We start from the raw sequence: 21371 nt of genomic DNA on the forward strand, positions 1-21371 counted from the left end.
CCATGCAAGAACTTGCCACGCAATACGAATCGAACCCAGGCTCGGTGGCGCGCTTCAGCCCCAGCCGGCACGAAGACCGCATCGACGAACGCGGGCTCGATCATCTGATTCATAGCCACGCCGAACATCTCGATGCCGACGAGGACTACTGGTTCCGCCTGCGCGGGTACAACCTCAACCCGCTGGTGGATGCTGCCAGTTCGCTGCTGGGCATGGTGGTGCGGGTACGTCAGCTCGACGGCATGAGTGATCTCGACCGGCTCTACCGCCAGGTGGTCGACGAGATCTCGGCGATCGAAGTCGAACTCACCGAGCAGGGCTACGACCGGCCCACGCTGCTGGCCTTTCGCTACGTACTCTGCTCGTTCATCGACGAGGCGGTGATGGGCACGCCCTGGGGGCAGCAGAGCAGTTGGGCCGAGCACTCGCTGCTGACGCGCTTCCACAACGAGACCTGGGGCGGCGAGAAGGTCTTCTCGATCCTCTCGCGCCTGCAACAGGAGCCCCAGCGTTATCGCGACATGCTGGCGTTTATCTACCTCTGCCTGTGTCTCGGCTTCGAGGGGCGCTACAAGGTCATGGACCACGGCCGCGAAGAGTACGAGCACATCGTGCGCACCCTCGGCGACCAGTTGGCAGCGCTCGGTGATACCCCGGAAGACAGCCTGACCCGGCCGCTCGACAACGTCATGCCGGGTCGGCGTCACCGCGGGCGCGGTTTGCCGGTATGGGCGGTCTTCGCGCTGTTCGCCGTGGTCATGGCCGGCACCTACCTGGGCTTCGCCTGGACGCTCGATCAGCAAGCGGCCCAGGTCGGCACCCTTCTCGACCAGATTTACCGTTAGGAGATCCCATGCTCAGGGTAGAGCTTCCCGCGCTCATCGGCCGCCTCAATGCCGTATCCCGCCAAGGCCTGGAGCAGGCCGCGGTGCTGTGTGCCGAACAGCAGGCCCCCGAAGTCACCGTCGGCCACCTGCTGCAGGCGCTGATCGACCAGCCGCTGTGCGACCTGCGCTGCCTGCTCGAAGGGCAGGGCGTCGACGTCTTCGAGCTGCGTGCGCGCCTGGCCGAGGAGACCCGGCCGCCGCGCGACCTCGCCGTGACCACGCCGAGCTTCTCGCCGCTGCTGGTCGAGCTGCTGCAGGATGCCTGGCTGCTGGCTACCACGGAGTTCGCCTACGACAGCCTGCGCAGCGGCCTGATCTTCACCACCCTGCTGCACAACGCGGGGCGCTACCTGGGGCCGAGAAGCGCCGCGCTGCTGGCCGAGATCAATCGTGAAGGGCTGCGTCGCGGCTTCGAGCGACTGGCCGCCGACTCCGCCGAGGCGCCGCGCGCCGAGCCGAACGAGGGCGGGCGTCGCCAGGCCCAGGCCACCCAGGGCGACAGCGCCCTGGCGCGCTTCGCCACCTCGCTCACCGAGCAGGCCCGACGCGGCGAGCTGGACCCCGTGCTATGCCGCGACCCCGAGATCGACCAGATGCTCGACATCCTCGGTCGGCGGCGCAAGAACAACCCCATCGTCATCGGCGACGCCGGGGTGGGCAAGAGCGCCGTGGTGGAAGGGCTTGCCGCGCGGATCGTCGAGGGCCGCGTGCCTGCGGCGCTGGCCGACGTCGAGCTGATGAGCCTCGATCTCGGTGCGCTGCAGGCCGGCGCCGCGGTGAAGGGCGAGTTCGAGAAGCGCCTCAAGGCGGTGATCGAGGAGGTCAAGTCCGCGCCCCGGCCGATCCTGCTGTTCATCGACGAGGCCCACACCCTGATCGGCGCCGGCAACCAGGAGGGCGGCGGCGATGCCGCCAACCTGCTCAAGCCGGCCCTGGCCCGCGGCGAGCTGCGCACCATCGCCGCCACCACCTGGCGCGAGTACAAGAAGTACTTCGAGAAGGACCCGGCGCTGTCGCGGCGCTTCCAGCCGGTGGCCCTGGCCGAGCCCAGCATCGACCAGGCGCTGGTGATCCTGCGCGGCCTGCGCGATACCTACGAGACCGCCCACGGCGTGCTGGTCGGCGACAGCGGCCTGCGCGCCGCCGCCGAACTCTCGGCGCGCTACCTGGCCGGCCGCAAGTTGCCCGACAAGGCGATCGACGTGCTCGATACCGCCTGCGCGCGGCTCTCCCAGGCGCTGGATACCCCGCCGCGCCGGCTCAGCCACCTCAAGAGCGAACATATCGCCGCCCAGCGCGAGCGCGAGCAGCTCGACCGCGAGCGGCTGCTGGGGCGCAGCCCCGACGCCACCCGCGAGGCCGAGCTCGACGCCCGCCTGGCGCGGCTGGAAGAGGAGGTCGAACGGCTCGAGTCGGCCTGGGCCGACCAGCGCGAGTGCGTCGATGCCATCATCGCCCTGCATCGCCAGCTGCTTGATGCGGGCAACAATGAGGCCGCCGTCGAGCAGGCCAGTGCCGAGGCCGAGGCTGGTATCGACAATGCAGTCGTCGGTGAAATCGACACTGACAGCGAAATCGACGGCGAAGCAGCGGCTGACGCGGTTGAACCGGATGACTCTGCCGCTGATGTCGATCTGCATGCCCAACTGGCCGCCCACGAGGCGCGCCTGGCCGAGCTGCAGCAGGAGTTCGCGCTGGTTAACGCCAGCGTCGAGGAGGCGCAGATCGCCCAGGTCATCGGCGACTGGACCGGCGTGCCGGTGGAGCGCATGACCAGCGACGAGCTGACCCGCCTCACCGAGCTGCCCGAGCATCTCGGCCGGCTGGTGCAGGGCCAGGACACGGCCATCGAGCGCGTGCATCGCCACCTGCTTACCGCCCGCGCCGACCTGCGCCGCCCCGGCCGCCCGCTGGGCGCCTTCCTGCTGGTCGGTCCCAGCGGCGTGGGCAAGACCGAGACCGTGGTGCAGATCGCCGAGCGGCTCTACGGCGGGCGCCAGTTCCTCACCACCATCAACATGTCCGAGTACCAGGAGAAGCACACCGTATCGCGGCTGATCGGTTCTCCGCCGGGCTACGTGGGCTTCGGCGAGGGTGGCCTGCTGACCGAGGCGATCCGCCAGCGGCCCTACTCGGTGGTGCTGCTCGACGAAGTCGAGAAGGCCCACCCGGACGTGCTCAACCTGTTCTACCAGGCCTTCGACAAGGGCGAGCTGGCCGATGGCGAAGGGCGGCTGATCGACTGCAAGAACGTGGTGTTCTTCCTCACCTCGAACCTGGGCTATGAAGCCATCGTCGCCCATGCCGACGAGCCCGAGGCGCTCGACGATGCGCTCTACCCGGTGCTGGCCGCCTTCTTCAAGCCGGCGTTGCTGGCGCGCATGGAGGTGGTGCCCTACTTCCCTCTGGGCGCCGACACCCTGCGCGACATCGTGGCGGCCAAGCTCGACACCCTGGCCGAGCGCATCCGTGCGCGCCACCGCCAGGCCGAGGTGGTACTCGACGAGGCCCTGCGCGATGCCATCTGTGCCCGCGCCACCCGCAGCGAGAACGGCGCACGCATGCTCGAGTCGGTGATCGACGGCGAGCTGCTGCCGCCGGTGTCTCGGGCGCTGCTCGACCGCCTGGCGCGGCAAGAGCCGGTCACCCGGGTGGCGCTGGGCGTCGACGCGGCGGGCGCCTTTACCGCGGAGGTGGTGTAGGCGATGACGGCGAAGGCGATCGACATGCGCTGGTGCGAGGGTGGCTTGCCGACGGGGCCCGGCCTCGGCGGCATGGCACGCGCGCTGGCGCTGGTCGAGAGCACCTCGCCCGCCGGGCTGCGCGCCTGCGCCGGCGGTATCCTCCAGGCCAGCCATGGCCTGGCCTGGGCTACCTGCCTCTATCTCGACGGTAGCGGCCGCTGGCTGGGTGGCGACAACGACGACGTCCGCTTCGATTGCGACGATTTCCGTCACCCCTATGCCCACGCCATTCGCCAGGGCAAGCCGCTGCGGCTGGGGTTGGTGGAGGCGCGTTCGCGGCTCGACCATCCCGGCTTCCAGGCCCAGGTGATCCAGCTTCCCGGCGCGCTGCAACTAGTGGTGCGGCCGCTGCGCGCCCTGGATGGCAAGCGCGAGTGGCTCGGCGCGCTGGCCATGGCCGGCGAGGCGGAAACCCTCGCCCGGCTCGAGGCGGACCTCGAGTTCGCCGCCTTCGAGGCGCTGCTGTGCCGGCTGTGGGCGGGGCTGGCCCGGCACCAGGGCGAACGCCAGCGCGAGGCGAGCCTGCGCCAGTCACTGGCCCAGCTCAACGATGGCGCCCGGCGCCAGGCGCTGGCAGAGCGGCTGGCCGGCGACCTGCTCGGGGGGTCGCCCGCCATGCAGACGCTGCGCAGCCAGGTGGTGCGCGCGGCCGAAACCAGCCTGGCGGTACTGCTGCAGGGCGAGACCGGCACCGGCAAGGATCGGGTGGCACGTGCCATCCATCAGCTCTCGGCGCGCAGCCAGGGCGCCTTCATGGCGATCAACTGCGCGGCGATCCCCGAGTCTTTGCTCGAATCGGAGCTGTTCGGCCACGCCAAAGGCGCCTTCTCCGGCGCCGATCAGGCGCGCGAAGGGCTGATCAGCCAGGCCGACGGCGGCACCCTGTTCCTCGACGAGATCGGCGACATGCCACTGCCGCTGCAGGCCAAGCTGCTGCGGGTGCTGGAAAACGGCCGCTACCGGCCGCTGGGGGCGAACGAAGAGCGGCGCGCCGACCTGCGCCTGGTGGCGGCCACCCATCAGCCGCTGCGCGAACGGATTCGCGACCAGCGCTTCCGTGCCGATCTCTACTACCGGCTGGGGCAGTTCCCGCTGACCCTGCCGCCGCTGCGCGAGCGCAGCGAGGATATCGCCGAGCTGGCCGAGGCCTTCGTCGCCGACTTCTGCGCCCGCGAGGGGCGCGACGAGATGGGGATCACCCCGGCCGCGCTGCGCCTGCTGCGCGAGCGCGACTATCCGGGCAACGTACGCGAGCTGAAGAACCTGATCGACTACGCCTGCGCCATGACCCGCCCGGGAGAGGATGTTGCTCCGGCGGCACTGCCCGAACGGGCCGACGCGGAGACGAGCGATTCCACCGTCGCCATGGCGGCAACGCCGCTCAGCGTGGCCAACGATGGCGTGCAGGACCTGCGCCGCGCCCTGCGTGACTACGAGGCGGAACTGATCCGCCAGCGATTGCAGCTGTTCGGCGGCAATCGCGCCCTGGCGGCCGAGAGCCTCGGCCTGCCCAAGCGCACTCTGGCACACAAGTGCCGACAGCTGGAACTGGATGCCAAATGAGTTCGACCCTGATATTTCGCCGGGCGCCGTGGCTGGCGCTGGCCGCAAGCCTGGCCCTGGTGGCCGACGCCTGGGGCGACACCGCCGCCGAGTCATTGGTGGCCGAGGCCCGCGAGTGCGCCATCGAGCCCTCGCGCCTGGATAGGCTGGGCTGTTACGACGCGCTGTTCATGACCCGTGACGAGCCGGTGGCCAGCGAGGACCTGCGACCCGCGCTGTGGCATGCGATCCATGTCCAGGAAGCCGAGCGCGCTGGCGACGACATGGGCCTGCTGGTGCGCGAGCGCAGCGACGGCGTGCTGATCAGCGTGCCGGCACTGGGCAGCGTGCCGCCACGCCCACAGCTGGTCATCGCCTGCGAGAAGACCATCACTCGTTTCCAACTGCACCTGCCCCAGGCGCTGGACGTGCCGCGGGTGCAGATGCGGCTGCGTGCAGGGGGACGCGAACTGGAGCAGGTCTGGCAGGCCCGCGACGGTGGCTACGTGGTCAGCGGTGGCCGCGGGTTGCCGGCCATCGCCACGCTGCAGCAGCTGCTGGACGCCGATGAGCTGACGTTCGGCAGCGATCAGGCCGCACTCGACGGCCTGCGCTTCGAGATCGCCGGGCTGCGTCAGGCGGTTCAGCCGCTGCGCGACGCCTGTCGCTGGTGAGGTGAGCATGCGAATCGTCAACCAGACACAGCTGACGGAACTGCTGGCCGCGCTCCCCCCGGAGGGCGTTGGCAGGCCCCTCGACGACAGCGCCGACTACGCCTGGCTCGACGAGGAGATGATGAAGATCGGCTCGTTGCAGCATGGTGGAGTCGACTGGGAGGGCGCCGAGACCCGGGCAGTGCGCCTGCTGAGCACCACGGGCAAGGACCTCAAGGTGCTCGGCCACCTGCTGCACTGCCTGCAGCGCGACGGCGACGGCGTGCGCTTCGCCCTCTCGCTGCGCCTGCTGGCGGGCAGTCTCGAACAGTGGTGGGAAGCCGCCTATCCCTACGGTGGCGTCCAGGGCGAGCGGCTGCGGCCGCGGCTGTTCCGGCAGTTCACCCAGCGCGCCCTGGCGCTGGCGGAAGCTCTTGATTTCGACAATGCCGCCGACGAGCAGCAGGCCTGCGAGGGAGCCCTCGAGGCGCTGCTGGAGGTGGCACGGGCACGCCAGCTGCCGGACGAGGCCCTGGTCGACCTGCAGCGCCAGCTGCGCCAGGCCCGCCCCAGCCAGGCGGGTTCAAGCGCCACGTCCGCCACTCGCGGTGCGGCGGCGGAAAGCGCTACGCCGGCCAGCACCGCATCGCCCACGGCCAAGCTGCCCGAGATGCGCCTGGAGGCCGGCAACGAGCGCGGCAATCGCCAGACCCTGCTCAAGATGGCCGACTTCCTCAACGAGCAGAGCCCGGGCGACCCGCTCGGCTACCGGCTCCGACGCCATGCGATCTGGAGCGTCATCCAGGCGCTGCCGGCCACCCGCGACGGCGTGCGCTCCGAGCTGGCGCCGCCCGCCGCCGACCGGGTGGCGGAGTATCGCGAGGCGCTCTCGCGCGGTGCCGACAACGCGCTGTGGAAACGCATCGAGAACAGCCTGGCAGTGAGCCCTTACTGGCTGGAGGGGCATCGCCTCAGTGCGGGTGCCGCCGAGCGCCTCGGTCAACCGCGCTGTGCCGCCGCCATTCGTGACGAGGCGAGCCGTTTCGTCGAGCGCCTGCCTGGCATCGAGTCGCTGACGTTCAACGACGGCAGCGCCTTCGTCGACGACGAGACTCGCCAATGGCTGCAGGCCACGCCGGGCAGTGCCGCGGGTGGCAGCCAGGAAGCCGGCGGCGACCCCTGGCAGGAGGGTCTTGCCGAAGCCCGCGAGAGACTGGCCGCGGAAGGGCTGGAAGCGGCTCTGATGGGTCTCGATCGCGGCCTGGCCGAGGCCCGTTCGCCGCGTGAGATCGCCTACTGGCGGCTGGCCAGCGCCGATCTGCTGCGCGATGCGGGGTTGGCGGCGCTGGCCGGCCAGCACTATCGCGCGGTGCGCGAGTCGCTGGCGGGCCTTGACCTCGAACAGTGGGAGCCGGCGCTGCTCAAGCGGCTCGAGCGCGCGGTGGAGAAGGGCAAATGAACATCACTACCTACAACATCATCATCATCGACAGGGACGAGGGCTAAGGCTCATGTGGAAAAGTGTGAAGTCCGGTCTGAGTCGCTGGGTACCCGGCGCCTCACGGGCACAAAGCAACGCCAACCTGGCCAAGGCGCACGGCAACAAGGCCCAGGGCATCGGCAAGCGGGCGAGCAAACTCACCGTCGTGCTCTGGTGGCTGCTGCTGGGCGCCCTGGTCGTCGCCATCTGGTGGCTGGGACCGATGTGGCAGGTGCGAGACACCTATCCGTTGGCGCCATGGCTCAATCGGCTGCTCGCCACCTTGGCACTGGTCACCCTGGCAGCCGTGATATGGGGCATTCGCCTGGCTCGCCGACTGCGCGAGGTGGACGACGAGCGCCGCCAGAACGAACGACGGCAGCTCGACCCGGTGCTGAGCCAGGTGGAGCAGCAAGAGGCAACGCTGAACGCCACCCTGCATGAGCTGCTCGACAATCTCGGTGCCGGCCCCGGGGCGCGCTACAAGTTGCCCTGGTACTTGGTGATGGGCGTGGAGAACGCCGGCAAGACCAGCCTGATCAACCGCTCCGGGCAGAACTTCTCGCTCACCCACGTGATGAAGGCGTCGGGCCAGGGCAAGAAAGGCAACCAGTACGGCTTCGACTGGTGGATCGGCGACAAGGCGGTGCTGATCGACCCGGACGGCGAGCTGCTGACCCAGGGTGCGCTGGAAGGCGGCGAGCCCCAGGAACTGCAGAGCCGGCTGTGGGACCACTTCGTCGGCTGGCTGGAGCGCAACCGCGCCCAGCGCCCGCTCGACGGCGTGGTGCTGGTGCTCGACCTGGCGCGCCTGAGCGACGCCCGGGTGGCGGTGCGCAAGGCCTACGCCTCGCTGCTGCGCGCGCGGATGCGCGAACTGATGGAGCGCCATGGTGCGCGGCTGCCGGTCTACGTCACCTTCAGCAAGATGGACCTGCTGCACGGCTTCGACGACTTCTTCCGCCACTACTCCCGCGCCGCGCGGCGCGCACCGCTGGGCTTCACCTTCAGCGCCGAGAGCGTCGAACGCGTCGACCAGTGGGCCGACGAGTTCGCCGACTCCTACGACGCCATGCTCGAGCGGCTCAACCGCAGCCTGCCCACGCTGCTGGCCGAATGCCGTGACCGCGAGGAGCGCGAATCGGTGTTCCGCTTCGTGCGCCAGCTCGCCGGCCTGCGCGACGTGCTGCTCGGCTTCCTGAGCGAGGCGCTCTCCAGCGACCGCTACTCCACCGCCGCCATGGTGCGTGGTACCTACTTCACCTCGGTCTACCAGCAGGGCGTGCCGGAGGATCCCTTCGTCGATGCCGCCGCGCGCCGCTACGGCATGGCCGATACCACCCAGCCGGCTCATCGCGCCGCACGCAGCGCGCTCTACTTCACCGAGGAACTGTTCGACAAGGTGATCTATCCCGAAGCGGGGCTGGCCGGCGACAACGCCCGCGCCGCCCGGCGTCGTCGCCGCCTGCGCCGGGTCAGCGCCTTTGCCTGCCTGGTGGGCGGGCTGGCGCTGGTGGGTGGCTGGAGCCACTTCTATCAGAAGAACACTCAGGCCTTGGCGGCGGTCGAGGAGAAGGCCCAGGACTTCCTGGCTGCCCAGCCCGACGAGCTGCACAGCGACGACCCCACCGGCTATGCGCTGCTGGAGCCCCTCGATCGCCTGCGCGCCGCCACCCTGGAGTTCGGCGACTATCGCGAGCACCTGCCGTGGCTGGCCGACATGGGCCTCTACCAGGGCCATGCGGTGGGCCGCGAGGTGGAGAACGCCTACCTGGCAATGCTGAGCTACCATTTCCTGCCTTCGCTGATGGTCGGCATCATGGATGACATGAACCGCGCCGAGGCGGGCAGCAACGACAAGCTGGCCCTGCTGCGCGTGCTGCGCATGATGTCTGATGCCAGCGGGCGCCAGCCCGAGCGGGTCGAGGCGTACATGGAGCGGCGCTGGCAGCGTGCCTTCCCCCAGCGCGGCACTGTGCAGGAGCGCCTGCTCGACCACCTCGCCTACGCCATGGCGCATACCGATCTCGAAGGGCGCGTGGCGGCCGGCGATCGTCATGCCGAACAGGCCATGGCGGCGCTGCGCGGCAGCCTGCAGGCCGCCCAGGAGGAACTCTCGCGCCAACCCATGGACGAGCGCGTCTATGCCACCCTCAAGGCCAACAGCGGTAGCCGCAGCGGCGCGGCGCTCGACCTGCACCAGGGCGTCGGCCCCTCCTTCAACGCCGTGTTCATGGCCCGCGACGACGAGCTGGAGCGCCTGCGCCTGCCGACCCTACTGACTCGCGACGGCTTCGAAGGCTACTTCCTCAAGGAGATCGAGCAGGCCACCGAGCTGGCATTGATCGACCTCTGGGTGCTGGGCCAGCGCGACGACATCGTCTTCAGTGCCGCCGACGAGCGCCAGCTGCGGGACGCCCTGCACGAACGCTACGTCAGCGACTATCACGTGACCTGGCGCCAGGCGCTCGACGACCTCTACCTGGTGCCGTTGCCCGACATCGACCAGGCGGTGGTGGTGGCCGACACCCTGCTCGGCGCCAGCCGGCCGCTGGACCGTCTGCTCGGCGAAGTGGCGCACCACACGCAGCTCTATCCCGAGCTGCCGGTGGACGACGAAGTCGCACGCCAGGCGCTGGAGCGCTCGCCGCGCTACCGCCTGGCCGGCGAGATCGAGCGTAACTTCCGCGACCTCAACGGCCTGCTCGAGGCCCGCGGCGACAACCCCGCCGACATCGCCGAGATCAAGGTCGCCATCGGCGAGCTGCGCGACTACCTGCGCGAGGTGCAGGGCGCCAGCGACCCGGGCCGTGCGGCCTTTGTCAGCGCCCGTGACCGCCTGGCGCTACGCGGCGGCGATCCCATCCACAACCTCAAGCGCATCGCCGAGAACACCCCGGCCCCGGTGGACCGCATGCTCGAGAGCCTGGCCGACCAGAGCTGGCAGCTATTGATGGCCAGTGCCATTCGCCATCTCGAGCATCAGTGGCTCGACGAGGTGGTGGCGCCCTACCAGGAACGCCTGGCAGGCCGCTACCCGCTGGTACCCAGCGCCTCGCGTGAGGTGGCCCTGAACGACTTCGAGGCCTTCTTCGCCGACGGCGGCATTCTCGACCGCTTCTACCAGGACAACCTGCGGCCCTTCATCGAAGAGGCACCCGAGTACCTGGTCGATGCCGAGGGCAGCCCGCTGCTGCGCGACAGCGTCTTCACCGCCATCCAGCGTGCCGAGCAGATCCGCCAGGCCTACTTCGGCCGCGACGGCGTGCTCGACGTGGAGTTCGCCCTGGAGCCGGTGAGCCTCAGCCCCGACAAGCGCCGCAGCGTGATCAACATCGACGGTCAGATTATCGATTACGCCCACAGCGCCAGCTCGCGGGTCTCGATGATCTGGCCAAACGCCCTGCGCGGCGGCAACGAGAGCCGCATCACCCTGGTGCCGAGCCAGGTCAACCGCTCGCCGCGCAGCCTCAGCCGCGACGGTGCCTGGGCCTGGTTCCGCCTGCTCGACGAAGCCGAGATCACCAGTGCCAGCGAGCGCGACCTGGAGCTGCGCTTCCAGGTCGACGGCGGCTCGGCGCGCTACCGCCTGTACGCCACCGGCTCGCGCAACCCGTTCACCCGCCCGCTGGTGGCCGGCTTCCAGCTTCCCACCGCGCTGTATGCCGAAGGAGGTTTCGATGTTGGCAGCCTTTAAGCGCCTGTTCGGCAGCGAACGCCACAAGGCGGCACCTGCCAGCGCGGTAGAGGAGACGAAGGGGCTGGAAGCGGCCGCGATGGAAGACATCGAAGGCTTTCTCGAGGCCGCCCGGCGTGCCGATACCCAGGGGCACTCGCCCTGGGTGCTGCGCGACGAGGCCCGCCTGACCACGCTGCGCCGGGCACTGGAGTTCACCGTGCAGCGCGGCCAGTGGCTGCAGCGTGACGGCGGCAACATCTCCCGCTGGCAGGGCCGACTGCTCAAGCTGCGCCACGGCGAAGGCCCCTCCCTCGGCATGCTGCTGGCTTGCCGGCCGGATGACGAATCGGCCTGGCAGCTGCGCTTCTTTTTCGTCGAGAAGGAGTGGCAGGGCAGCGGCCACGGCGCCCGCCTGTTGCAGGCGGCGCGCCACAGCCTGAGCGGCGTGCCGCTGAACGTGCGGCTGCCCCTGGCCTGCCAGGCCGCCGTACGCAGTCTGGAGGAAGCCGGCTTCAAACGCATGCATGTCAACGCCTTCGAGGTGGCCAGCTTCGAGGCGCCCGCGGAGTGGGACTAGCCCGCAAGCCAGCTCGCATAGACAGGAGAACGATAGATGGGACGCAAATTCGTACTCGTGGGTGATATCGGCACCGACCACGACGGTTTCCCGCCGACGCCGGTCACCGCTGGCAGCCCGACCGTGCTGATCGACGGCAAGCCGGCGGCGCGCCTGGGCGACCCACTGGCGCCGCACGACAAGCCCAAGCACCCCACCCACCCGCGTGCCATCGCCGAAGGCTCGGGCAGCATCCTGATCGACGGCAAGCCCGCCGCCCTCACCGGCCACGCCGTGGATTGTGGCGGCGTGGTGATCGGCTCCGCCAGTTCAGTAGGCGGCGAATCGGGAGGAGGTGCATTTGTTGCAGCTGTTGCAGCAATGCCTCCTACAACCTCACAGACTTCCGCTTTCTCGGCCGCTGATTCGGCTGAGACAGCACTTGATACCTCTGGGATAGCTGGAGGGCAGACAGCAGAACTTACCATGAGCGAAGCTGGCAAACAGTGGCTGAAGGACGTCGAACAGCTTCGTTTGTTGCCCTACGACGATCAGACCGGACGCGAGATTACTTCTTGGGTAGAAGGAGCCACGATTGGTTACGGCTATCTTATACCCGATTATGAGTGGCATTTATATCGTGAAGGTATCGATAGCGAAGAGGCAGGTCGTCTATTTGAAGAAGATTTACTTGAGTACGAGCAAGCGGTAAATTCTGCGATTACGACTCAGATGGCTCAGCATGAATTCGATGCAGCTGTCGCTCTGGCCTATAACATAGGGCAAAGGGCTTTTGAATCTTCCTCTGCAGCTAAGCTGATAAATGATCCTGCTGCAGTGACCTCCTATCCAACTCTTGAAGAAGCTTGGAAGGCCTGGAATAAATCGCAAGGATTAATAAACCGAGGCTTGATCAATAGGCGTGCTGCGGAATGGGAAATGTATACCAAAGGAGATTACATAAAATGGTAAGGAAATTTCCTTTGTTTTGTTTATTGTCAGTACTGTTGTGCTTTTTTTCGGTGAAAGTTTATGCAGGCTGTGGTTGTCCTGATTGGCGAGAAGTGGTCGGAGAATATATTACGGTAGAGGTTGAGCGTTATCGTGGTGGTCAGACGCCTCGCGAAAAAGCTATAGAGAAAATAGATGAAAAAATAGTGATTGATGAAAATCACTTCTCTATATGGGGCGATATGATCTACAGCGATCCAGTTTATGAGATCAATTGCTATCCTGTCCCTCAAGAAGAGGGAGAGGTTACGCCACCCTCGGAAAGGAGAGGGGATTTCTATGGTTTTGGTATGGATAGAGACGTTATTGATGTGCTTTATGTTAATTCTCTAAGAGAAGAGGGACCGCGCTATCACTTCGAGGTGGTAGGTGACGAGCTGTGGTTCTTTTACGATGGGTGGTTTTACCGAACGAGGCGAGTCTCGGACCAATAAGATTGTTCACTTGGCTGGCTTGAGCCAGATTGAACTTATTGATGGATACGGACTATGAATGGATTGCAATTCACCCTCGAGCTCGCCGGGGCTGACTCGGCCGACCTGGCGGTGGTCGACTTCTCCCTGGAAGAAGCGCTCTCGGCGCCCTTCACCCTCACGGTGCGCTTCGCCAGCCGCGACGGCAGCCTCTCCGCCAGCGCGCTGCTCGATCGCCCGGTGACCCTGACGATCTGGCAGGACGGCGAGGTGCTGCGCCGGGTCAACGCCATCGTCAGCGAGTTCGGCCGCGGCGACCGCGGCCACCGCCGCACCATGTACTCGCTGGTCGCCCACCCGGCGCTGTGGCGCCTCGGCCTGCGCCAGAACTCGCGCATCTTCCAGCAGGTCTCGCCGCTCACGGTCATCAACACCCTGTGCGACGAGCGCAGCCTCACCGACGTGGCCTTCGCCGCCACTCGGGAACCGCAGGAAAGGGAGTACCTGACGCAGTACCGCGAAACGGACCTCGCCTTCCTCCAGCGCCTGGCCGCCGAAGAAGGCCTGTTCTACTTCCACGAGTTCTTCGAGACCGACGGCGACACCCCCAGCGCCGCCCACCGCCTGGTGTTCGCCGACGCGCCCCAGGCGCTGGCCCACCTGGGCGAGCGCAGCTACCACGGCCGTGCCGGCGGCACGCCGCCCCAGCGCCATGTGCGCAAGCTCGAACAGCTCGCCCGGGTCGCCCCGGCCTCGGTCACGCTCAAGGACTACTCGTTCAAGAACCCGGCCTACGCCCAGTTGCATGAGCACGCCGCGGACGGCCTGGAAGAACACGCCCAACGGGACGACTACGAGCACTACGACTACCCCGGCCGCTACAAGGCCGACGCCTCCGGTGAGGCCTTCACCCGCATTCGCCTCGAGCACCTGAGAAGCGACGCCCTGACCTGCCGCGCCGAAAGCGACCTGCCCGAGCTCGCCCCGGGCACGCGTTTCACCCTCACCGACCACGACCTCAGTGAGCTCAACCGCGACTGGCAGGTGGTCTCGGTGACGCACCACGGCAGCCAGCCCCAGGCGCTGGAGGAGGACGGCTTCACTCAAGGTGATGCGGCAGGGCTGGGGCAGATGACCAAGTTCGACAACACCCTGGTGCTGACCCCCGCCGACCGCGCCTGGCGCCCCGAACCCAACGCCAAGCCCCGGGTCGACGGCCCGCAGATCGCCTTCGTCGTCGGCCCCGAGGGCGAGGAGATCTATTGCGACGAGCACGGCCGGGTCAAGGTGCAGTTCCCCTGGGACCGCTACGCCGAACCCAACGAAACCGCCAGTGCCTGGGTGCGGGTCTCCCAAGGTTGGGCCGGCGGTGGCTACGGCAGCATCGCCATCCCGCGGATCGGGCACGAGGTGGTCGTCAGCTACCTGGAGGGCGACCCGGATCAGCCGCTGATCACCGGGCGCACCTACCACGCCGTCAACACCTCGCCCTACGAGCTGCCGGCGCACAAGACCCGCACCGTCATCCGCACCCAGAGCCACCAGGGTGAAGGGTTCAACGAACTTCGCTTCGAAGACCAGGCCGGCGAAGAGCAGATCTGGCTCCATGCCCAGAAGGACCTGGAGCTGCTGACGAATAACGACCGCACCGAAGAGATCGGCAACGACAGCTTCCTCACCGTGCATCACGACCGCATCGGCGAGATCGACGGCGACGATCACCTGACGGTGCACGGCAGCCGACACACCCAGATCGACGGCGACGACCACCTGATCGTCGACGCCAGCCGCCACGAGAAGTACGGCCGCGCCCAGCTCGTCGAGGCAGGCCAGGAGATCCACCACAAGGCGGGCATGAAGGTCGTGATCGAAGCCGGCGCCGAGATCACTCTCAAGGCCGGCGGCAGCTTCGTCAAGCTCGACCCCAGCGGCGTGACCATCGTCGGCAGCCAGGTCAAGATCAACTCCGGCGGCAGCCCCGGCTCCGGCTCCGGCCAGGCCGCCCAGGCACCGGTACTGCCGCGAGAGGCGGTGGGGGAAGTGCACGAGGATGTCACCATGGGCCCGGTTTTCGGCAAGCGCCTCGACCAGGCAATGGCTAATGATATCCCCATGATCGAGCGCTGCCAGATGCAGCGTGATGGAAGCTGCCCTCTGTCCGACTGTCCTTGCAGGGGGCGTGCAGCGTCATGAGGGTGATCCGCGCCGATACATTATCCGAGCTGCTTGGTGGACAGAGCCGCCACTTGAGCCACTGGCTGATTCTCGAAGAGACCGGACAGACCCTCGCCTCTCTGTACCAGCAAGTACCGAAGCTCGAATACGAGTGGCTGTTTCTGGAAACGCCTTATGCCGACTTCCTGAAGCGAAGCCCCGTGGTACTGCGCGTGAACGATGCGATTGGCGATCTGCTACAGGAGTTTGCTCAGGATCCGCGAAAAGGCATCTCGCCGGGTATCGTCGTGGCTAGCCAAGCGTCGGAAGAAGAGGTTCTAGCGCACCTACGCCGCTGTTTGAGCGTTGCCTTCTATGGCAATCGCAAAGGCATGCTGCGGTACTACCACCCTGACGTTGCGGCAGCGCTGTTTGCCGCTTCCGAGCACGTCAGCCAGGCCTGGTTCGGTCCCATTGAGCGTTGGATATGGCACGGCGAAGCGCATCCGCGAACGCCTGCGACTTCTGCCTGGCATGCGCTATGTGCCGATGATGCAGCGTCAGAGCACTATGTTGATCCAGCCAACTCCACACAGAGTCAGGCAGGAGCGTCACCGACGCTTGCCCTCTCTAGCGGGCAGGAAGCCGCGCTCGAGCGCTATATCCGGGTGATGAGGGCCTGGAAGGAATTTCGCCAGCCGGGCGAGAGCCTTGAAGACCCGAAAACCTACCGTCGATTCCTTGCCAGCGCCCGCCTGGAACAAGAGCTGGGCCAGCAAAGCGATCCGGCAGTTGTTCTTGAAGAGCCTATGCAATCCCCCAGTCAATGGAGTGCCACATGAGCCAGGAATTGAGCCAGCACAAGGCGTGTGAAGAACCCAAGCTCTTCATTCAGGTCATGGGCAAGGAACATCCTGAGGGCCACCGCTTCGTCTTCTACGATCTGGAAGACCAGCAGGAGCAGACGGCCCTCGCCGAGGCGGTCGAGGAAGAGGACTTGCCGGAGCCGCTGAGCCGCATCCATGGTTGGGCCTGGGAAGAACAACCTCGGCGAAATGTCTGGCTGGAGATCGCCAGCGAAGAAGGCGAGCCGATACGGGTGCCCCTGTTCGGCAACGTAGGCGTCACGCCATGGCAAGAGCATGAGCGGAATACCGTTCATCAACATTACGTCGTGCAGCCCGTCATACCGTTGGCCCTGTGGCAATCGCTGCTGGACGATGCTACACACGCCTTGCCGTGTCGCCCCGGTTACCTGTACATCCACTATCAGGGCGCCATATGGCGAGAGATTGAGGTGGGCGTCTCCGATTCGGGTGAGTGGCAGTTCCGCGATGTCGATCTAGCTCAGCACCGCAGCGAGGCAGATGGCTATGCGGAAGACCGACGCCCCGCCGTTAGCCAGCCGCTGACGGAAATCTGGCTGCCGGCGCGACGCGAAATGAACTGGATGGGCCGCGAGGTCAAGGTCGCGTTCTCGGACGTTCAATGGTCGGCTGCCAGGCTGAATCATCTGGAAGACAACCCTACGGCACTCAATCAGCGCTTCCAGTCCGTCTCCCTGCGTGATCCGTCCGAGCGCGTCGTGAATGGCCGACTTCTCGCCGCCGAACGATTGATACCGCAGCGCGAACGGAGCGCCAGTCTTGAAAGCCAACTCGCGCACCCCCCACTCTGGACCGAGGACCTGTCGGGTAGCGTCGTATCTTCGCGCTACCAGCAGGCTTTGAGCGAGCAGCAGCGCTTCGATGGCGGTGGGTCGGATGCGGTGAATGGTGCCTGGAATGAGGCCAACAGGGACGACTCGCCCTTGAAACGGGAGGTTGGCCTGCGCGCGGCTGCCGCTGAAGTGGTATGTCAGGCAAACCGCAACTCGCCAGCCATGGCGCAGGCCGAAGAGGCCGGCGAGCCACCGGTTTGGGAGGAACTGCCCGAAGGCAGTGACATTCTGGAAGACGCACGGCAGCGGGAGATACCTGGGCTCGTCATTCACGACCCCCTGTTCGAACTGCGCCACGCCCTGAGCCAGACACAGTTGGCCCAGAACTATCTGGCGCTGCTGCTCGAGCGCTGTGCTGCCCGGCCACACTATCGCAGCGCTGTCATGATACAGAAACGCGTCATGCCCGAGCGCATCGGCGGCGAGAACAATCCGCTGCGCCGCTTCGCTTCGGAGCAGGCGCTTAGCTATCTCGGCGGGGAATTTCACACCAATGTGGCCACGCTGGCGCGTGATATTGCCCATCGACTTTGGGAGTTCCACCAGACGCGCCTGGCTGACCTGCTGGGCAGCGCGGCCTACCAGCGAATACTGGTGGATTACTTCAGCTTGGAGGGTAGCGACTACGTCGGCGGCTTCTACCTGGCACAGCAGTGCTTCACCGCGCTGAGCCTCGATCCGAAGCGCCTCGATACCTTGGTGGATCAGGATATCTCCAGCCTGTTCCATACTGCCAATGCGGCAAAGGCCCAGCGCACCCTGCTCTCTTTGCTCGAAGACGGCAGCCGTGAGCCGCTGCACGCCATGTGCTTTCCAGATAGCGTGGCCCACCCGGCCGAGCAGCCTTTCGTGCTGCCAGAAGAAGAAATCAATGACGGAAGTGGTCTTTTCCGCGCCAAGGCGCTGGCCGAGGAGGGAGAGCGCAACGATGTGCCGGAGAAGGACGACCTGCAAACGTTCGAAGCCTCAATGCTCGCAGCCATGGCACGCACCAGTACAATGGGTGAGCTACAGCGTTGGGGTGGAGCGCTCGATACTCTATTCGGCAAGATAGCCGAGAGTGGCAGGAACCTGCTGGGCCAGGTAGCAAGTGAAAGTCAGCGCACGGCTATGACGGCCAAAATCTACCTCCCCGCTTTCAATGCCTCGCGCGGCGCCCTGCATACTCTGCTGGGCGATCTCACTTTTCGCCCACTAGATGGGCTCACTTTGGATCGCATGGTATTGCTCGGTGTTGAGGATGTCGCAACGGGCATGACCTTCGGTCTCGATAAGGCGGATCGCGAGCATCTTCAGCGATACCAACGGGGTAAATTCTATGGTGAGGTTTATCGCACCTCGGACGGCCAGTTACTGGGCGGCACCAATAAACAGCGGTTGAGTTCCATGGCCGAGGTAGGCGAAGCCCGAGAGGTGCGCTTCGTGTTTGCCCCTGCCGACTCACGCGCCGCCGACCTTGTACGTCGTGGTAGCAGTCGTATCGGCTTTGTGGAGCGCGCCACCGATGCTACCCGGCTGCCCTATATCATGGCCGTCGTGCAGGCGGTGAATTTGGGGCAGAGCTTTGCAGCACTTCGTAAGCTTGAAATGAAAACAGGTGTGGGTTTTGCTGCTGCCTCTGTTGATTTTGGGTTGGCTATTCTTAATCTCAGTGATTATATTGCTCGCCGCCATCAAGCTCTGCAGCCAGTTGTTAATGTCAGCAATTTTAGTCAGGCGGTGCTGGTGCGAAATGGCCAAGCCAATATGGTCAGTCGCCTCTTTCCAAGCTTGATAAGAGTCAACTGGCTGGTTACCAAGAGTGCGGCATTGTTAATGGCGATATCTATGGTTTGGGAAGCTGTCGAACGCCTCCGTGAAGGCGATACCGATGCAGCCATGGCCTTTGGGGTGGCGGCGGCCGGTGCCACGATGCTGATGCTATTTAGCGGCCCGGTGGGCTGGGTCGGCCTGGCGTTGCTCCTGGGCGGCGCGGTGGCCGGTATATTGTTGACCGATGGCCCGCTTGAGCAGTGGATCAAGCATGGCCCCTTTGGAGATCAGCGCGGCCGCGCCCCATGGCTGGAGGAGCCGGAAGAAGCCTATTATCGCCTGCAGGGTATTTTCGCCAATATTCAGGTCTCACTGCGCAGGGTCAGCCCCGTGGAGCGTGACGCCTTGTTGGCGAGGCTGGGCAAGACCCACACCTCGCCAGTGGAAACGGCTGTTCCGATGGGGCATCTCTGGCAAGCCCAGCTCGACCCGCGTCAGGCCATCAATACCGCTATCGAGGTGCGCAGTGCCCTACCCGGTATGGGGATTGAATTGAATGATGTCACGGTACTGCGTTTGGTACAGGGGTCGCACTATCGTTCGCCAGCTGGCAGCGCATGGACGGCGAGATCCTCGACGCGTTTTCAGCCTCTCCTCACACAGTTGGGCGCGCAGCACATTACCTACTTTGTACACTCTCCCGCCAACGAGCCCATGCGTGGCTTTGGTAGCAGCACCGAGTATCGCTGGGACGTTCAGGTACAATTCCGCGAAGCGACGCAGATACCGCTGCGCCCAAGTAGACGCATCTACCCGGCGCCTGCCCCGCTGACGGCCATGCCGGAGGATATGTCCAACGTCCTCAGTGTCGAGAGAGCTGAAGATGACTATTGGATCAAGGAAAGACTCAATGTCCGCTAAAGAAAACCTCGGCGGCTACTACGCCGATAGCGCCTATACCCCCACCAAGCGCCAGCAATGGGAGGCGGCGAACCCTGAGCGGGATACCATTATCGGGTCACGGTTATCGTGGGATCGGCGAAGTCGAGATAATGGAACGAGAGAAGAGTATGGCTATAACAATATTGCCGTTTCACAGAGCTGGGAATCACAACGTGCCGAGAAAGGGCTAGAAGGTGATGATATCTTCAAGGGAATGAAGGTGCATTACGATAATCAGAGAATTATGCCGCCCAACTATAAGGGAAGTGCAAGGCTTTTTTTCATGGTAATGGCAATTGGGAAGGGAGGTTTTTTTTTAAGCCTTTGGGTGATGGGGTTGGCCATCTTTGGAATGTTGGGGATGGCCGTCTTTGATGGAGAATATAGGCAGTCTTTCGCAGCTATTAAAATGATGGCTAAGCTTATATTTCCGGTGTTGCTGTTTATGGTTTTTTTATGGAAGGGAGGTAGGTTTTTAGAGCGTAGGTGGCCTAGTGTATTTTATGGGATGCAAAAATCCCCCATGTGGCAACTGAATCGCCAAGCAGGCCTATTCACGATTTATGATCCTAAGCATGCGTGGAAGCCCCGCCTGGAAGCACCCTTCCATGAATACGATGCCTTTCTGCAGAGTTCTCCCGATACCCAGGGCAGCGCCACCTACTCGCTGATTCTCTATCACCCCTTCCAGCGAATCCGGCAGAAGCTGGATGCTCAGTTCCCGCCGACCAAGATGCCTGGCGAGCTCGTGGCCGCCTGGCAATTCCTGCAGCGCTACATGGACGTCTCCCAACCGCTGCCCGATGTGCCGGGCCTGGAGATTCACCGCCATAAGGACCCCACCACGGCCGCGGCGGATCAGCAGCAGGGTCGCAATCCGCGTTACTGGCGGGACATGGACGAAGCCAGCGTGAAGAAGATCCAGGAAGAGAAGTACCGCAGGAACATCCGCCTGCGCTAAGCCGCAGTCATCGAGTCATCACCGGGCCTTCACAGGAAGGCCCTGGCCCCGCTATTGCCTGAAACCGCTAAGCGGGGCGGAAAAATTCATCTATCAGGGCAGGCGCGGGGCGTCTACCTCGGCGGTAGCGTGGAGCTATTGCTCGCGAAACAGAGCTTGTTGTAAATCTTAAGTAATAATTTAACATGAGGTGGGTATGCTTTCCTTTCGTTTCAAAAGAAATTTTGATGCTGAAATTATTGCTTCGCTCTATCAGGAGCTTCGCGGACAAGACAGTGGGGTAACCCTAATCCTGCGTTCTCCAAGCGGGCAAAAGGTAGACGATGCTGACAAAGCAGGGATCGGGGAAATCCGAGGAGCTGATGGAAAAGGAATTTTCTTGATGAATGCTAAAGAGGGTGTTGTTTACTTGAATAGAGCCGGTGCCCTCAAGGCTCCGCTTATGGAATTTCTAAAAAGAAAAGGGTTTGGACAGGAAGAAGTTGAGGCCGATCTTGCTATTGTTTGTGTCGTGATTTTTATCGCGCTAGAGGCGTTTTTTGGGTTTTATTATTCAGCCAGCGCGCATCTGTCTTTCCTTTATCCTGTTATTTTAATCTGCTTAGGGTTGGTACTTTTTGGTTTGTTCCTGCTCTCCTTCTCCAGCAAGCCAGGCCGGGAGGTTTGGGGGGTGCCAGCAATGGCAATTCTCTTTTTAGGTGCCTTGCCCACTGTGCCTGCTTGCTTTCTAGTGAACCCTATGATCAAGGTTTTGGAGCGAAAAAAGTTACAATGCTACCTTAGACAGTAAGTTAGCACCTTTAGAAAGTTAAATATTGGCACGCTTCATACGCTGCCAAGTTGCTCGATAAGCATGTGGGAGTGGTTATTGCGTAAT

The 21371-nt window shown here is 64.6% G+C and carries 14 protein-coding genes; all 14 read left to right on the forward strand.

Annotated elements, in window-relative coordinates; all coding sequences use genetic code 11:
• Positions 1-2: 2 nt before the first annotated feature.
• Entirely contained in the window at positions 3-845 is an 843-nt protein-coding gene (gene icmH, locus ACRWQA_RS00625) for a type IVB secretion system protein IcmH/DotU (RefSeq protein WP_263581994.1), read from the forward strand.
• A gap of 8 nt (positions 846-853) precedes the next feature.
• Entirely contained in the window at positions 854-3589 is a 2736-nt protein-coding gene (tssH, locus tag ACRWQA_RS00630; protein WP_434231730.1) for a type VI secretion system ATPase TssH, read from the forward strand.
• Positions 3590-3592: 3 nt separating this feature from the next.
• Complete coding sequence (locus tag ACRWQA_RS00635) at positions 3593-5194, forward strand: sigma-54 interaction domain-containing protein (protein WP_434231733.1); 1602 nt, start codon at positions 3593-3595, stop codon at positions 5192-5194.
• Positions 5191-5847: a type VI secretion system-associated protein VasI gene (vasI, locus tag ACRWQA_RS00640; RefSeq protein ID WP_434231735.1), complete on the forward strand. Its 657-nt coding sequence runs from the start codon at positions 5191-5193 to the stop codon at positions 5845-5847. Before ACRWQA_RS00635 ends, vasI begins: the two co-directional genes overlap by 4 nt.
• A gap of 7 nt (positions 5848-5854) precedes the next feature.
• On the forward strand, positions 5855-7285 hold the full coding sequence (tssA, locus tag ACRWQA_RS00645; protein ID WP_434231738.1) for a type VI secretion system protein TssA: 1431 nt from the start codon (positions 5855-5857) through the stop codon (positions 7283-7285).
• A 52-nt stretch (positions 7286-7337) separates the two neighbouring features.
• Positions 7338-11003: a type VI secretion system membrane subunit TssM gene (gene tssM, locus ACRWQA_RS00650; RefSeq protein ID WP_446326236.1), complete on the forward strand. Its 3666-nt coding sequence runs from the start codon at positions 7338-7340 to the stop codon at positions 11001-11003.
• Positions 10987-11562 (forward strand): GNAT family N-acetyltransferase, encoded by a 576-nt coding sequence (locus tag ACRWQA_RS00655; protein ID WP_434231744.1) that lies wholly within the window; start codon positions 10987-10989, stop codon positions 11560-11562. The genes tssM and ACRWQA_RS00655 overlap by 17 nt, the downstream gene beginning before the upstream one ends.
• Before the next feature lie 36 nt (positions 11563-11598).
• Positions 11599-12513 carry a type VI secretion system PAAR protein gene (locus tag ACRWQA_RS00660; protein ID WP_434231747.1) on the forward strand — a complete coding sequence of 305 codons (915 nt, stop codon included), beginning with the start codon at positions 11599-11601 and terminating at the stop codon, positions 12511-12513.
• Entirely contained in the window at positions 12507-12986 is a 480-nt protein-coding gene (locus ACRWQA_RS00665) for a hypothetical protein (protein ID WP_263582002.1), read from the forward strand. Before ACRWQA_RS00660 ends, ACRWQA_RS00665 begins: the two co-directional genes overlap by 7 nt.
• A 54-nt stretch (positions 12987-13040) precedes the next feature.
• Positions 13041-15158, forward strand: a complete 2118-nt coding sequence (locus ACRWQA_RS00670; RefSeq protein WP_446326237.1) for a type VI secretion system Vgr family protein — start codon at positions 13041-13043, stop codon at positions 15156-15158.
• The gene (locus ACRWQA_RS00675; RefSeq protein ID WP_434232303.1) at positions 15155-15961 is read left to right on the forward strand and encodes a DUF4123 domain-containing protein; all 807 of its coding nucleotides are present in this window, start codon (positions 15155-15157) and stop codon (positions 15959-15961) included. Before ACRWQA_RS00670 ends, ACRWQA_RS00675 begins: the two co-directional genes overlap by 4 nt.
• Positions 15958-19512, forward strand: a complete 3555-nt coding sequence (locus tag ACRWQA_RS00680) for a hypothetical protein (RefSeq protein ID WP_434232301.1) — start codon at positions 15958-15960, stop codon at positions 19510-19512. The genes ACRWQA_RS00675 and ACRWQA_RS00680 overlap by 4 nt, the downstream gene beginning before the upstream one ends.
• Complete coding sequence (locus tag ACRWQA_RS00685) at positions 19502-20494, forward strand: hypothetical protein (RefSeq protein WP_434232298.1); 993 nt, start codon at positions 19502-19504, stop codon at positions 20492-20494. Before ACRWQA_RS00680 ends, ACRWQA_RS00685 begins: the two co-directional genes overlap by 11 nt.
• Positions 20495-20690: 196 nt before the next feature.
• Complete coding sequence (locus tag ACRWQA_RS00690; protein WP_434232296.1) at positions 20691-21284, forward strand: hypothetical protein; 594 nt, start codon at positions 20691-20693, stop codon at positions 21282-21284.
• Positions 21285-21371: the final 87 nt, after the last annotated feature.

The sequence above is a fragment of the Billgrantia sp. C5P2 genome (assembly GCF_051062895.2).